This is a genomic window from Streptomyces sp. NBC_00872 (assembly GCF_045161915.1).
Taxonomy (GTDB): domain Bacteria; phylum Actinomycetota; class Actinomycetes; order Streptomycetales; family Streptomycetaceae; genus Streptomyces.
The window spans coordinates 7,572,554-7,586,546 of the sequence record NZ_CP108806.1 but is presented as its reverse complement, the minus strand read 5'-3'; the positions used below and the strand labels follow the sequence as shown (position 1 = coordinate 7,586,546).

General features: G+C 65.8%; 11 protein-coding genes and 2 rRNA genes. 1 reads left to right on the top strand and 12 read right to left on the bottom strand.

Going from position 1 to position 13,993, the window contains the following annotated elements:
- The first annotated feature begins 66 nt into the window (after nucleotides 1–66).
- Nucleotides 67–471 (top strand): PRC-barrel domain-containing protein, encoded by a 405-nt coding sequence (locus OG214_RS32475; protein ID WP_363081653.1) that lies wholly within the window; start codon nucleotides 67–69, stop codon nucleotides 469–471.
- On the opposite strand, the gene OG214_RS32470 is transcribed toward OG214_RS32475, so the two are convergent.
- From OG214_RS32470 to OG214_RS32415, 12 genes are all read right to left on the bottom strand, one after another.
- Complete coding sequence (locus OG214_RS32470) at nucleotides 360–1,916, bottom strand: DNA polymerase IV (RefSeq protein ID WP_405986718.1); 1,557 nt, start codon at nucleotides 1,914–1,916, stop codon at nucleotides 360–362. The two genes, OG214_RS32475 and OG214_RS32470, sit on opposite strands and share 112 nt — an antisense overlap.
- A 92-nt stretch (nucleotides 1,917–2,008) precedes the next feature.
- Complete coding sequence (locus tag OG214_RS32465) at nucleotides 2,009–2,578, bottom strand: MerR family transcriptional regulator (protein ID WP_363081655.1); 570 nt, start codon at nucleotides 2,576–2,578, stop codon at nucleotides 2,009–2,011.
- A 182-nt stretch (nucleotides 2,579–2,760) separates the two neighbouring features.
- The gene (locus OG214_RS32460; RefSeq protein ID WP_006123076.1) at nucleotides 2,761–3,234 is read right to left on the bottom strand and encodes a bifunctional nuclease family protein; all 474 of its coding nucleotides are present in this window, start codon (nucleotides 3,232–3,234) and stop codon (nucleotides 2,761–2,763) included.
- A 53-nt stretch (nucleotides 3,235–3,287) separates the two neighbouring features.
- Nucleotides 3,288–4,028, bottom strand: coding sequence for a MerR family transcriptional regulator (locus OG214_RS32455; RefSeq protein WP_405986717.1), 741 nt, complete (start codon nucleotides 4,026–4,028; stop codon nucleotides 3,288–3,290).
- Between the two features lie 16 nt (nucleotides 4,029–4,044).
- Complete coding sequence (locus OG214_RS32450) at nucleotides 4,045–4,866, bottom strand: FHA domain-containing protein (protein WP_363081661.1); 822 nt, start codon at nucleotides 4,864–4,866, stop codon at nucleotides 4,045–4,047.
- 148 nt (nucleotides 4,867–5,014) lie between these two features.
- On the bottom strand, nucleotides 5,015–5,821 hold the full coding sequence (locus OG214_RS32445) for a DUF881 domain-containing protein (RefSeq protein WP_363081657.1): 807 nt from the start codon (nucleotides 5,819–5,821) through the stop codon (nucleotides 5,015–5,017).
- Nucleotides 5,822–5,826: 5 nt separating this feature from the next.
- Complete coding sequence (locus OG214_RS32440; protein WP_023543062.1) at nucleotides 5,827–6,159, bottom strand: small basic family protein; 333 nt, start codon at nucleotides 6,157–6,159, stop codon at nucleotides 5,827–5,829.
- Nucleotides 6,156–7,085 (bottom strand): DUF881 domain-containing protein, encoded by a 930-nt coding sequence (locus OG214_RS32435; RefSeq protein ID WP_363081658.1) that lies wholly within the window; start codon nucleotides 7,083–7,085, stop codon nucleotides 6,156–6,158. Before OG214_RS32435 ends, OG214_RS32440 begins: the two co-directional genes overlap by 4 nt.
- Nucleotides 7,086–7,225: 140 nt before the next feature.
- Complete coding sequence (locus tag OG214_RS32430) at nucleotides 7,226–9,721, bottom strand: mannose-1-phosphate guanyltransferase (RefSeq protein WP_363085955.1); 2,496 nt, start codon at nucleotides 9,719–9,721, stop codon at nucleotides 7,226–7,228.
- 110 nt (nucleotides 9,722–9,831) lie between these two features.
- Entirely contained in the window at nucleotides 9,832–10,440 is a 609-nt protein-coding gene (locus OG214_RS32425; RefSeq protein WP_066949929.1) for a CDP-alcohol phosphatidyltransferase family protein, read from the bottom strand.
- Nucleotides 10,441–10,646: 206 nt separating this feature from the next.
- Nucleotides 10,647–10,763: ribosomal RNA gene (gene rrf / locus OG214_RS32420) — 5S ribosomal RNA — on the bottom strand.
- A 78-nt stretch (nucleotides 10,764–10,841) separates the two neighbouring features.
- Nucleotides 10,842–13,966 (bottom strand): 23S ribosomal RNA (locus OG214_RS32415).
- Between the last annotated feature and the right edge of the window lie 27 nt (nucleotides 13,967–13,993).

Below are 13,993 nucleotides of genomic sequence, written 5' to 3'. Positions count from 1 at the left end.
AGTGGCCGACGCCCCGGTTGTGCACTTTTGTAGTGTTACGAGCATGTGCGACCAGTTGGAGGGACCGTGGAGACCGATATCGATCCGCGCAGTCTGATAGGCCGCAAGGCGTTCGACCGCGATGGCCACAGGCTCGGCACGGTGGACGAGGTGTATCTGGACGACGCCACCGGGGTACCGGAGTGGGCGGCGGTCCGTACCGGGCTCTTCAGCCGTGACGCCTTCGTCCCCCTCGCACCCAGCACGCTGGTGAACGACGCGCTCCAGGTGCCCTTCGAGCGCGCGCTGATCAAGGACGCCCCCGACTTCGGCGTCGGCCGCCATCTCTCCCCGGAGCAGGAGCTCCAGCTCTACCACCACTACGGTCTCGCGCTGCCCGAGCCGGAGCCGGAACCACCGGAGCGGCCCGCGTCGCTGTCCGAACGGGACTCCGAACGCGACTTCGGACGGCTGGCCGGCCAGGACGACTGAGACAGGGACGACCGGGGCGAGGACGACCGTCCGGACTCCGGCTGTCCGGGCCGGACCGATCCCGGCGGCTCCGGCACCAGGGGCAGCGGCTCGGAGAGCGCGAGCTCGGGATCGTCGACCCAGAACGTCTTCACCCGCCCTGGCGCGGATCCCGGCTCCTCGAACCGTACGGTCACGCGCCGCAGCCCACTGCCCTGCACCCAGCCCGCGCCGTACACGGCGTGCAGCACATCGTGTCCGGCCGGGAAGCGCCGCTCGGCCGGTGCCTCCGGCTCCTGGGCCGGGGCGCTCCCGTCCCCCTCCGGCGGTGATCCCACGGGCTCCACCGGCTCGTCCTGGGCGGCGGGAGTGGAGACGGCGGGCCGCTCGGCCGCGGCGGCCTGGGCGAAGAGATCCTCCTGCGTGAAGTCCGCGAGGCCCGTCACGCCCACCCCCAGCAGCCGTACCCCGCCGGTCGTGTCCACCGACTCCAGCAGCCGCCCCGCGGCCTCACGCACCACCCCGGGGTCGTCCGTGGGCCCGCGCAGCGTCTCCGAACGGGTCAGCGTCGAGAAGTCGTACCGCCGGACCTTGAGCACGACCGTCCGTCCCGAGTGCCCGGCCGCCCGCAGCCGCTGCACACACCGGTCCGCGAGCCGCTCCACCTCCACGCGCACCCGCACCCGGTCGTGCAGATCGACGTCGAAGGTGTCCTCGACCGACACGGACTTGGTCTCGCGCTCCGACACCACCGGCCGGTCGTCGTGCCCGAGCGCCATCCGGTACAGCGAGGCGCCGTGCGCCTTGCCCAGCAGCCGTACGAGTTCGTCCTCGCCCGCCTCGGCGAGCTCGGCGACCGTGGTCATCCCGGCCCGGCGCAGATGCTCACCCGTCGCGGGCCCCACCCCGGGCAGCGTCCGCACCGGCATCGGCCCCAGCAACTCGCGCTCCGTACCGGGCTCGATGAGAACGAGTCCATCGGGCTTGGCCTGCTCCGAGCCGATCTTCGCCAGCATCTTGGACCCGGCGAGCCCCACCGAGCCGGTCAGCCCGGTGACCGCCCTGATGTCCCCCCGCAGCCGCTCACCGGCCGCCAGCGCCGAGGCCGTGTCATGGGCCGATCCGCCGGCCTCCAGATCCACGAAGGCCTCGTCCAGACTCAGCGGCTCCACCAGCGGCGAGAGTCTCCCGAGCAGTTCCATGACCTGCTCGCTGATCGTGCGGTAGAGCGAGAACCGCGGCACCAGATACGCCGCGTTCGGCGCGAGCCGTCTCGCCTGGGCCATCGGCATCGCCGAATGCACCCCGAACCGCCGTGCCTCGTACGAGGCGGTCGAGACCACCCCGCGCGGGCCCAGACCGCCCACCACCACCGGTTTTCCGCGCAGACTCGGCTTCGCCGCCTGCTCGGCGGCGGCGAAGAAGGCATCCATGTCCAGATGCAGGATCGTCGGCGTGGATCTCACACCACCGATGCTGCCTCACACCACTGACAATCGGCCGGGAATTCCGGCCCCGGACAGTCTCCCGGCGGAAGTCGAAGCCCGGCGTCCCGCGCTCAGACGGCCCTGTCCCGGCGCCGCCGCGCCAGCTCGTCCGCGGGATTGTGACCGATCAGCGTCTCGCCGGTGTCGACGCGCTCCCCGTGGAGCTGCGACAGCGCGGCCTGGACATCCCGCCACACCACGCCCACGGCGATCCCGAAGACGCCCTGGCCGCCCTGGAGCAGCCTCACGACCTCGTCGGGCGAGGAGCACTCATGGACGGTCGCACCGTCGCTCATGAGCGTCATACGGTCCAGATCCTGGAAACCCCGGTCCCGCAGATGCTGGACGGCCGCCCTGATGTTCTGGAGCGCGACCCCGGTGTCCAGGAACCGCTTCACGATCTTGAGGACGACCACATCGCGGAAGCTGTACAGCCGCTGCGTACCCGATCCGTATGCCGGACGCACGCTGGGCTCGACCAGTCCCGTACGGGCCCAGTAGTCCAACTGGCGGTAGGTGATGCCGGCCGCCGCGCACGCGGTCGGGCCGCGGTATCCGACCGTCTCCGCACCGGGGTCGGCCGCACTGCCGTGAAGCGGATACGGACCGCCCGCCGCCGTACTGTCGCCGCTGCTTCTCACGCCGACCCCTCCGTCCTAGACCTGCCTTGTCGAAGGTAGGCAGTCACCCGGGGTGCGTCAACGATCGCCACACTCGCCACGCCGAGTGATAATCACCCTGAGAGTGGTTTCCCGTGCCCCTTTTCGGGGAAGGGCTGACCGAATGTGCTGACGGAGCCCGGCTCGGGACTCACCGGCGGCCACTACTGACTGTTGGTTCCGAAGTCCTCCGGCGAGATCTGGTCGAGGAACTCGCGGAACTTCTCCACCTCGTCCTCCTGCTCGTCCGGGATGGCGATACCGGCGTCGTCCAGCACCCCGTCACTGCCGTAGATCGGCGTACCCGTGCGCAGTGCCAGCGCTATGGCGTCGGACGGCCTGGCGCTCACCTCGACACCGCTGGCGAAGACCAGCTCCGCGTAGAAGACCCCTTCACGCAGGTCTGTGATCCTGACCTCGGTCAGCTCCTGACCCACCGCCTCAAGGACATCCTTGAAGAGATCGTGGGTCAGCGGCCGCGCCGGGGCCATGCCCTGCTGGGCGAAGGCAATGGCGGTCGCCTCCCCAGGTCCGATCCAAATGGGGAGGTACCGGTCGCCTCCCACTTCACGCAGGAGCACGATCGGTTGGTTGGAGGGCATTTCCACCCGGACACCCACAACGTCGAGCTCGTTCACACAGTAACCCTAGGACGTGCCCGGCAGGTTTGGGTAGTCGGGCTCCCCCGTGATCAGTGCTGCCGGACCCCGAGAGCCGTCCGGACAAGGGCCGCGTGGAGCCGTACCGAGAGCGCCGCCAGCTCCTTCGTGGTGGCCTCGGCATGGGCTCTGGTCTGCGGATTACGGTGCAGACGCAGCGGCGCCACCACCTGTTCGACCAGTCCCGCCTCACGCTCCGCGGCCGCCTTCATGGCCCGAAGATGCCTCGGTTCCAGGCCGAATCTCCCCAGATCCGAGACAAGTCTCGCGACCGTGACCGACTCGGCGTCGTACGCGCCGTCCGGCATCGGAGTGATGAGGCCGTAGGCCTCCCACTCGTCGAGTCTGCTCTCGCCCACCTCCACGGCGGCCAGCAGCTCCTCACGCCCGATCCTGGCCGCCGTCGGCCACTCGGGCTCCGGCTCGCCGAAGGTGTCCGCCGACGGCTGCCGCTGCGGCCCCGGAGGGCACGGCCGCGCGCCGCGGCCACGGGCGTCCAGATGCTCCCGGATGACCTTCAGCGGAAGATAGTGGTCCCGCTGCATCCGCAGGACCTGAGCCAGCCGCTCGACGTCCTCAGAACTGAACTTCCGGTAGCCGGAGGGAGTTCTGCGCGGCTCGACCAGTCCCTCCGCCTCCAGGAAACGGATCTTGGAGATGGAGACCTCGGGGAATTCCTCCCGGAGACGGCTGAGCACCACGCCGATACTCACCAGCGGGTGCCCCGTGGGGGCGGTGCCGTGTCCGGCACCGCCCGTCGGTGTTCGCAGCATGGACCTTCCCTGAGGGTCACACGCCCCGCTGGCTCGCGTAGAAGACCAGTCGGTACTTGCCGATCTGGACTTCGTCGCCGTTCGCCAGCAGGACCGAATCGATCCGCTCACGATTGACGTACGTACCGTTCAGGCTGCCCACGTCCGAGACGGTGAAGTGGCCGTCAGCACCCCTGCGGAACTCCACATGGCGGCGCGACACGGTCACGTCGTCAAGGAAGATGTCGCTCTGCGGATGACGGCCGGCCGTCGTCAGCTCACTGTCCAGCAGGAAGCGGCTGCCCGAATTCGGACCGCGACGCACCACCAGGAGCGCCGAACCCAGCGGCAGCGCGTCGACGGCCGCCTGCGCCTCCGGCGTGAGCGACGGCAGCGAGGTCTGGCCGGTGACTTCCGAGTCGTACGCCTCAAGACCCGAGATGGAGATCGTGGACGTCGTCTCCGAGGCGCGCTCGGCGGGCACCCCGCCCCGCAGCGGCGCACCGCAGTTGGAGCAGAACCGGCTCGATTCCGCGTTCTGGTGTCCGCACCTCGTACAGACCGGCAAGCCCGCCATCGTGGGATCCTCCTGCCGCGACCGCCCCGCCGGGGCAGATGATTGCCCGAAACCTATGCGGCCGGGACCTGCGGGGTCAACAGACGACGCGCCGGTGGACTCACCGCCCACCTGGTCGCGGAAGAGCGGGCGCTCACCGCTCTGCTCCTCGCTCTGACCCTGGCGCGACGCGCGATGGCGGGCCGAACCGCCGCCGTCCTCGCGTGCGCTCTTGCCGAACAACTTCCCAAACAACTTCACGGGCGATTCCCCTTGACCGAAACAGACCCGCCCGTGGGGCAGGACGAACCCTGAATGAACACACCTGCCGACCCGGACATCTTGACAACGTCCGTATCCACCGGACAGTTTCCACCACACACCACGCTGATCGTGCGCCGACCCCCCGCAAGCTCATGCCCGCGTCCGACAGCCGCCATGCACCACCGGGTCACCCCGACGACGACCGAGCGTAGTCAGGCCGCTTCGCCGGTCGCAAGGCGTCCACAACGATCTTCTCAGCCCGCGTCACCGTGGCCGTGGCCTGCTCCTTCTCCAGGGTCTGGACCACCCCGCCGGGAATGTTGAGGGCGGGCTCCAGATCCTGCGGCTTGCCGATGACCTCGAACTCGTACGGGGCCGTCACCGGCCTGCCGTCCACCTGGACGTCACCACCCGTACCCGAGAAGTATGTATCCGCGACCACGCGCACCCCGTCGACCTGGATGGCCTCCGCGCCCGCCGCCCGCAGCTCCTGGATCGCGTCGAGCAGCATGTCCGGCGCGACCGTGCCGCTCGGATCGCTGATCGTCAGCGTGATCCCGGGCCCCTGGGCCGCGGCCGTGCCGGCCAGGATGCCGAGCTGCTGCTCCTTCTCCAGCGTCTGCTTACGGGCCTCCTCGGCCTGGTCCGAGCTGTTCTCCAGCTCGGTGCGCTGGTCGTCCAGCCGCTGCTTCTCGTCCTCCAGCCGCTGGGTACGGTCGTCCAGCTCGTCCAGGATGCGCACCAGGTCCTCCTGGCGGGCGCCCCGCAGCGCGCTGTCGTCGTTGTTCGACCTGACCTGGATGGCGAGTCCGAGTCCGAGGACGAACAGCAGTACGGCGACGATGAGTTGGGCCCGGGTGACCCGCGGCGGCCACAGTCCCGCCGCCAACCGCTGCCGGCCGGTGAGCTGTTGGGGCCCGCCCTCCGGCGGGAGCCCCGTACCGGCCGTACCGGCGGCGCCGTCTTCGTTCCTGGGTGTCTCCACGCTGCTCATCGGCCTCACGCCCGGAAGACATGCCGGCGGATCGCGGCAGCGTTGGAGAAGATCCGGATACCGAACACGACCACCACGCCCGTGGACAACTGCGCACCCACGCCCAGCTTGTCGCCGAGGAAGACGATGAGCGCGGCCACCACCACGTTCGACAGGAAGGAGACCACGAACACCTTGTCCACGAAGATCCCGTCGAGCATGGCCCGCAGACCGCCGAAGACGGCGTCCAGGGCCGCGACGACGGCGATCGGCAGATAGGGCTCGACCACCGCCGGTACCTCGGGCCGGACCAACAGTCCGACCACGACTCCCACGACGAGGCCCAGTACGGCGATCACGATGTGCCCTTCCCGGTATCTGCCGTGCCCTGCCCGTCGCCCTTCCCGGCGTCGGTGGTCCCCGGCTCTGCTGTACGTACGATCAGGCTCGGCGCGGCAGGAAGACGCACCTCCTCCTGATCGGAGATGCTGGTGCGGATGTCGAAGTTCTGCTGCAACGAACGCAGATACCGCCCATCGGCACTGTCCTGGAACGCGGTGCTCAGCTTCTTCCCGTCCCCCACCGCGAGCACCGTGTACGGCGGGACCAGCGGCCTGTTGTCGACCAGTACGGCGTCACCGGCGGCCCGGATCGCGGACAGCGCCGTGAGCCGCTGGTCGTTGATGGCGATCGCTTCCGCGCCCGATTCCCACAGGCCGTTGACGACTCGCTGCATGTCCCGGTCGCGCACCCGGCCCGTGTCGGAGAAGCCGCTGCTCCCGCGCGGTCCGCCGCCGTCCGAACCCGACTCCTCGGCGTCGTCGACCACGAGCTTCACCCCGGGACCGCGCACCGGCGTCGCACCCGCCAGCAGGCCGGCCGTCCCTCCGGTGTCGCCTCCGTGCGCGCGCAGGGCGGCTCGCTGGCGCGCCCCCACCTCGGTACGGAGCTTCTCGACCGACTTCTCCAGCTCGTCGGCCGCCGCGGTCTCCGCGTCGATACGGTCGATCAGCTCTTCGCGCTCCTTGGCCACCACCGGCGCCGAGATCCGCGCCTGGGCCGCGCCCACCGTGACCACCAAAGCCGCCAGCACCAGACCCGCGGCGAGCCAGAGCTTCGCCCGGACCGTGCTCCGCGGACCGCCCTCCTCGGCGGCCCGGCGCGCCGTCGCCTCCGCGTACCCCTCGTCGAGGCTGTGGTCCATCACATTGTTCAGCAGCGACATCGACGCATCGGGGCGGGGTGGCGGAGAAGTGGTGCTCCGAATGGGGGGCGGCTGCGGCATGCCGCACATCGTCGCACGTCGCAGCCGCTACCGCCGAATGGCCCCACCGGTGTGCCGGACCGTCCCGTGGGAAAGGTCCGGCACACCGGTCTCATCCGGCAATTCGTCCCCGGAGAGATACCGAACTCCCGCGATACGCCCTAGTGACCGGCTCCGTCGACCACGGCCGACCACTCGTCGAGCAGCGCCTGGGCCGAGGCGTCGTCAGGACCCTCCGCCCACAGATGGGTGATGGCCTCGGCGGGGTCGGGCAGGACCATCACCCAGCGGCCGTCGGCCTCCACCACCCGTACACCGTCGGTCGTGTCCACCTGCCGGTCCCCGGCCGCCTCCACGACACTGCGCATCACCAGTCCCTTGACCGCCCACGGTGTGGCCAGATCACGGCGCAGCACATGGGCACGGGGGATACGGGCGTCGATCTGGCTGAGGGTGAGCTGGGTACGCGCCACCAGACCGATCAGCCGCACAAAGGCCGCCGTACCGTCGAGGACACTGCTGAACTCCGGCACGATGAAGGCACCACGTCCGTCACCGCCGAAGATCGTCGACTCCTCGCGGCCCACCCGGGTCAGATCGTCCGGCGAGGTGGTCGTCCACGCCACCTGGGTGCCGTGGTACGCGGCGACCTGCTCGGCGATGCGTGTCGTCGTCACCGGTAGCGCCACCCGCCCGCTGCGCCGCTCGGCGGCGACCAGATCGAGCAGCACCAGCAGGGCGCGGTCGTCCTCGATGATCCGCCCCCGCTCGTCGACCAGCGACAGCCGCTCGCCCACGGGGTCGAACCGCACCCCGAACGCGGCGCGCGCCGAAGCGACGATCTCACCGAGTCTGACCAGTCCGGACCGTCGGGATTCGGCCGTCTCCGTCGGCCTGGACTCGTCGAGACCCGGGTTGATGGTCAGCGCGTCGACACCGAGCCGGCCCAGCAGGCTGGGCAGAACGAGCCCCGCGCTGCCGTTGGACGCGTCGACGACGACCTTGAGGGCCGCCTCGGAGATCCCCGTCGTATCGACATTGCGCAGCAGCGAGCCCGTGTACGAGTCGAAGACGCTGGCCGGGAAGTGCAGATCGCCGATCTCACCGGGGAACGCGCGGCGGTACTCCTGGCGCGCGTACACCCGGTCCAGCTTGCGCTGGCCCGCCTGGGAGAGATCCGCGCCCCGCTCGTCGAAGAACATGATGTCCACGGAGTCCGGCACACCCGGTGAGGTACGGATCATGATGCCGCCGGCGCTGCCGCGGGCCGTCTGCTGACGGGCGACGGGCAGCGGTACGTTCTCCAGGTCCCGTACGTCGATGGCGCTGGACTGGAGCGAGGAGATCACGGCCCGCTTCAGCGCACGGGCACCACGCGAGTGGTCACGCGCCGTGGTGACGGTGGAGCCCTTCTTGAGGGTGGTGGCGTACGCGCCCGCCAGCCGCACCACGACTTCCGGTGTGATCTCGACGTTCAGGATGCCGGAGACACCGCGGGCGCCGAAGAGATGCGCCTGTCCCCGGGACTCCCAGATCACCGAGGTGTTGACAAAGGCACCGGCCTCGATGGTCTTGAACGGATAGACCCGCACATTGCCCTGGATGATCGATTCCTCGCCGACCAGGCACTCGTCACCGATGACCGCCCCGTCCTCGACCCGGGCCGCCCGCATGATGTCGGTGTTCCTGCCGACCACACAGCCGCGCAGATTGCTGTGCTGACCGATGTAGACGTTGTCGTGGACGACGGCTCTGTGCAGGAACGCACCGGTCTTGACCACCACGTTGGATCCGACGACGGTGTGCTCACGGATCTCCGCGTCGGCCTCGACCTTGGCGTAGTCACCGATGTAGAGCGGCCCTCGCAGAACGGCGTCGGGGTGGACCTCGGCGCCCTCGGCGACCCAGACGCCGGGCGAGATCTCGAAACCGTCGATGTCGACGTCGACCTTGCCTTCCAGTACATCGGCCTGGGCCTTCACATAGCTCTCATGTGTGCCGACGTCCTCCCAGTAGCCCTCGGCGATATAGCCGTAGACCTTCTTGCCCTCCTTCATGAGCTGAGGGAAGACATCTCCGGACCAGTCGACGGAGACATCGGCCTCGACGTAGTCGAAGACCTCGGGCTCCATCACATAGATACCGGTATTGACGGTGTCCGAGAAGACCTGGCCCCAGGTGGGCTTCTCCAGGAAGCGCTCGACCTTTCCTTCTTCGTCCACGATCGTGATGCCGAATTCCAGAGGATTCGGCACCCGGGTCAGACACACCGTCACCAGTGCGCCCTTCTCCTTGTGGAAGGCGATGAGGTCGGTCAGATCGAAGTCGGTGAGCGCGTCGCCGGAAATGACGAGGAAGGCATCGTCCTTCAGCGCTTCCTCGGCGTTCTTGACGCTCCCCGCGGTGCCGAGCGGCTTCTCCTCGTTGGCGTAGGTGAGCTCCATGCCGAGCTCTTCACCGTCGCCGAAATAATTCTTGACGAGGGAGGCAAGGAATTGCACGGTTACGACGGTCTCGCTGAGCCCATGGCGCTTGAGCAACCGCAGTACGTGCTCCATGATCGGCCGATTCACCACCGGCAGGAGCGGTTTGGGCATACTCGAGGTCATAGGGCGAAGGCGAGTTCCTTCGCCACCAGCCATCACGACGGCCTTCATGTCGGAAGCGTCCTCCTTGAAGAGACGGTCTCGCCGACTTCACCCGTCCGGACAGCGGCCCCAAAACGTCAGGCGTGGGCCGGCGACACTGCACGGCTCACATCGACGAGCTAATCGGCCGCGGTGTCCGCCTTGACGAGCCGGCGGACCTGGACCACATACAGGATGCCTGCCCACCAATAGAGGGTCGTACCCCATCCGGCGAACGCCCATCCGAAAACTTCGGCGAGTGACGCAAGCCAACCACTTCCGTCACTGAGGAGCAGGAGCGGGAAGGCGTACATCAAGTTGAAGGTAGCCGCCTTCCCCAGGAAGTTCACCTGGGGCGGCGGATAGCCGTGCCTGCGAAGGATGCCCACCATCACCAGCAGCATCAGCTCGCGGGCCACAAGAGCCGCGGTGAGCCACAGTGGGAGGATCTCCCGCCAGGTGAGACCGACCAGGGTGGAAAGGATGTATAGCCGGTCCGCGGCGGGGTCCAGAAGCCGGCCGAGACTGCTGATCTGGTTCCAGCGACGGGCGAGCTTGCCGTCGAGATAGTCGCTGACACCGCTCAGCATCAGCACCAGCAACGCCCAGCCGTCGCTGTTCGGTCCCCCGAACTCGGGGCGGAGAATCAGCCACAGGAAGAGGGGGACGCCGACGAGACGGGCCATGCTGAGGATGTTGGGGATGGTGAGCACCCGGTCCGTCTGAACGCGAGTCTCCTGGACCTCCACCCGGGGGCCTCCTGTGTGGAACGTGCCAATGATGCCTCCTGACCCTACCCTCAGCGCCGGCGGCCCAGCGCAAGGGGGTAGCAACCGGACATCGGAGGCACGGACACAACGGGTGCGACGGGCACGCGAACACGGTCCCGGAAAGTCCTGGAACGCAGAAGTGCCCCGTACCGGATAACCGGCACAGGGCACTTCACACAATAATTGTTCGGCGGCGTCCTACTCTCCCACAGGGTCCCCCCTGCAGTACCATCGGCGCTGTGAGGCTTAGCTTCCGGGTTCGGAATGTAACCGGGCGTTTCCCTCACGCCATGACCACCGAAACACTGTAAAACAACAACCAACCGGATAACACACAGCTGTTCATTGTCTCAGAACTAACACAGTGGACGCGAGCAACTGAGGACAAGCCCTCGGCCTATTAGTACCGGTCAACTCCACCAGTCACCTGGCTTCCATATCCGGCCTATCAACCCAGTCGTCTACTGGGAGCCTTAACCCCTCAAAGGGGGTGGGAGTCCTCATCTCGAAGCAGGCTTCCCGCTTAGATGCTTTCAGCGGTTATCCCTCCCGAACGTAGCCAACCAGCCATGCCCTTGGCAGAACAACTGGCACACCAGAGGTTCGTCCGTCCCGGTCCTCTCGTACTAGGGACAGCCCTTCTCAAGACTCCTACGCGCACAGCGGATAGGGACCGAACTGTCTCACGACGTTCTAAACCCAGCTCGCGTACCGCTTTAATGGGCGAACAGCCCAACCCTTGGGACCGACTCCAGCCCCAGGATGCGACGAGCCGACATCGAGGTGCCAAACCATCCCGTCGATATGGACTCTTGGGGAAGATCAGCCTGTTATCCCCGGGGTACCTTTTATCCGTTGAGCGACGGCGCTTCCACAAGCCACCGCCGGATCACTAGTCCCGACTTTCGTCCCTGCTCGACCCGTCGGTCTCACAGTCAAGCTCCCTTGTGCACTTACACTCAACACCTGATTACCAACCAGGCTGAGGGAACCTTTGGGCGCCTCCGTTACCCTTTAGGAGGCAACCGCCCCAGTTAAACTACCCATCAGACACTGTCCCTGATCCGGATCACGGACCCAGGTTAGACATCCAGCACGACCAGAGTGGTATTTCAACGACGACTCCACCCATACTGGCGTATGAGCTTCAAAGTCTCCCACCTATCCTACACAAGCCGAACCGAACACCAATATCAAACTGTAGTAAAGGTCCCGGGGTCTTTCCGTCCTGCTGCGCGAAACGAGCATCTTTACTCGTAATGCAATTTCACCGGGCCTATGGTTGAGACAGTCGAGAAGTCGTTACGCCATTCGTGCAGGTCGGAACTTACCCGACAAGGAATTTCGCTACCTTAGGATGGTTATAGTTACCACCGCCGTTTACTGGCGCTTAAGTTCTCAGCCTCGCCAACCCGAAGATTGACTAACCGGTCCCCTTAACGTTCCAGCACCGGGCAGGCGTCAGTCCGTATACATCGCCTTACGGCTTCGCACGGACCTGTGTTTTTAGTAAACAGTCGCTTCTCGCTGGTCTCTGCGGCCACCCCAAGCTCAAGGAGTAAATCCCATCACCCAGTGTGGCCCCCCTTCTCCCGAAGTTACGGGGGCATTTTGCCGAGTTCCTTAACCATAGTTCACCCGAACGCCTCGGTATTCTCTACCAGACCACCTGAGTCGGTTTAGGGTACGGGCCGCCATGAAACTCGCTAGAGGCTTTTCTCGACAGCATAGGATCATCCACTTCACCACAATCGGCTCGGCATCAGGTCTCAGACACATGTTGCACGGATTTACCTGCACAACGCCCTACACCCTTACCCCGGGACAACCACCGCCCGGGATGGACTACCTTCCTGCGTCACCCCATCGCTTACCTACTACCACCTCGGTTCAGCGGCTCCACCACTCCCCTCAACTCCGAAGAGATCAGGGCGGCTTCACGGCCTTAGCATTAATGGATTCGATACTGGGCGTTTCAAAGCGGGTACCGGAATATCAACCGGTTGTCCATCGACTACGCCTGTCGGCCTCGCCTTAGGTCCCGACTTACCCTGGGCAGATCAGCTTGACCCAGGAACCCTTAGTCAATCGGCGCACACGTTTCCCACGTGTGTATCGCTACTCATGCCTGCATTCTCACTCGTGAACCGTCCACCACTCGCTTACGCGGCGGCTTCACCCGGCACACGACGCTCCCCTACCCATCACAACAGGCGTTAGCCCTATATGCTGCAATGACACGACTTCGGCGGTACGCTTGAGCCCCGCTACATTGTCGGCGCGGAATCACTTGACCAGTGAGCTATTACGCACTCTTTCAAGGATGGCTGCTTCTAAGCCAACCTCCTGGTTGTCTCTGCGACTCCACATCCTTTCCCACTTAGCGTACGCTTAGGGGCCTTAGTCGATGCTCTGGGCTGTTTCCCTCTCGACCATGGAGCTTATCCCCCACAGTCTCACTGCCGCGCTCTCACTTACCGGCATTCGGAGTTTGGCTAAGGTCAGTAACCCGGTAGGGCCCATCGCCTATCCAGTGCTCTACCTCCGGCAAGAAACACACGACGCTGCACCTAAATGCATTTCGGGGAGAACCAGCTATCACGGAGTTTGATTGGCCTTTCACCCCTAACCACAGGTCATCCCCCAGGTTTTCAACCCTGGTGGGTTCGGTCCTCCACGACCTCTTACAGCCGCTTCAACCTGCCCATGGCTAGATCACTCCGCTTCGGGTCTTGAGCGCGCTACTATATCGCCCTATTCGGACTCGCTTTCGCTACGGCTACCCCACACGGGTTAACCTCGCAACACACCGCAAACTCGCAGGCTCATTCTTCAAAAGGCACGCAGTCACGACCGTATGTGCAAGCACACACGGCGACGCTCCCACGGCTTGTAGGCACACGGTTTCAGGTACTATTTCACTCCGCTCCCGCGGTACTTTTCACCATTCCCTCACGGTACTATCCGCTATCGGTCACCAGGGAATATTTAGGCTTAGCGGGTGGTCCCGCCAGATTCACACGGGATTTCTCGGGCCCCGTGCTACTTGGGTGTCGCACAAACGAGCCGTACAGATTTCAGCTACGGGGGTCTTACCCTCTACGCCGGACCTTTCGCATGTCCTTCGCCTACCCATACGGTTTCTGACTCGCCCAACAGCCGGCAGACTGCTGAAGTACGATCCCACAACCCCTGAAACGCAACCCCTGCCGGGTATCACACGTCACAGGTTTGGCCTCATCCGGTTTCGCTCGCCACTACTCCCGGAATCACGGTTGTTTTCTCTTCCTGAGGGTACTGAGATGTTTCACTTCCCCTCGTTCCCTCCACACTGCCTATGTGTTCAGCAGCGGGTGACAGCCCATGACGACTGCCGGGTTTCCCCATTCGGACACCCCCGGATCAAAGCTCGGTTGACAGCTCCCCGGGGCCTATCGCGGCCTCCCACGTCCTTCATCGGTTCCTGGTACCAAGGCATCCACCGTGCGCCCTTAAAAACTTGGCCACAGATGCTCGCGTCCACTGTGCAGTT

What these genes read in the sequence shown, in the direction of transcription:
- OG214_RS32430 (WP_363085955.1), bottom strand. Translation starts at nt 9,721, where the DNA reads ATGAAGGCCGTCGTGATGGCTGGTGGCGAAGGAACTCGCCTTCGCCCT.
- OG214_RS32445 (WP_363081657.1), bottom strand. Translation starts at nt 5,821, where the DNA reads ATGAGCAGCGTGGAGACACCCAGGAACGAAGACGGCGCCGCCGGTACG.
- OG214_RS32435 (WP_363081658.1), bottom strand. Translation starts at nt 7,085, where the DNA reads ATGCCGCAGCCGCCCCCCATTCGGAGCACCACTTCTCCGCCACCCCGC.
- OG214_RS32455 (WP_405986717.1), bottom strand. Translation starts at nt 4,028, where the DNA reads ATGCTGCGAACACCGACGGGCGGTGCCGGACACGGCACCGCCCCCACG.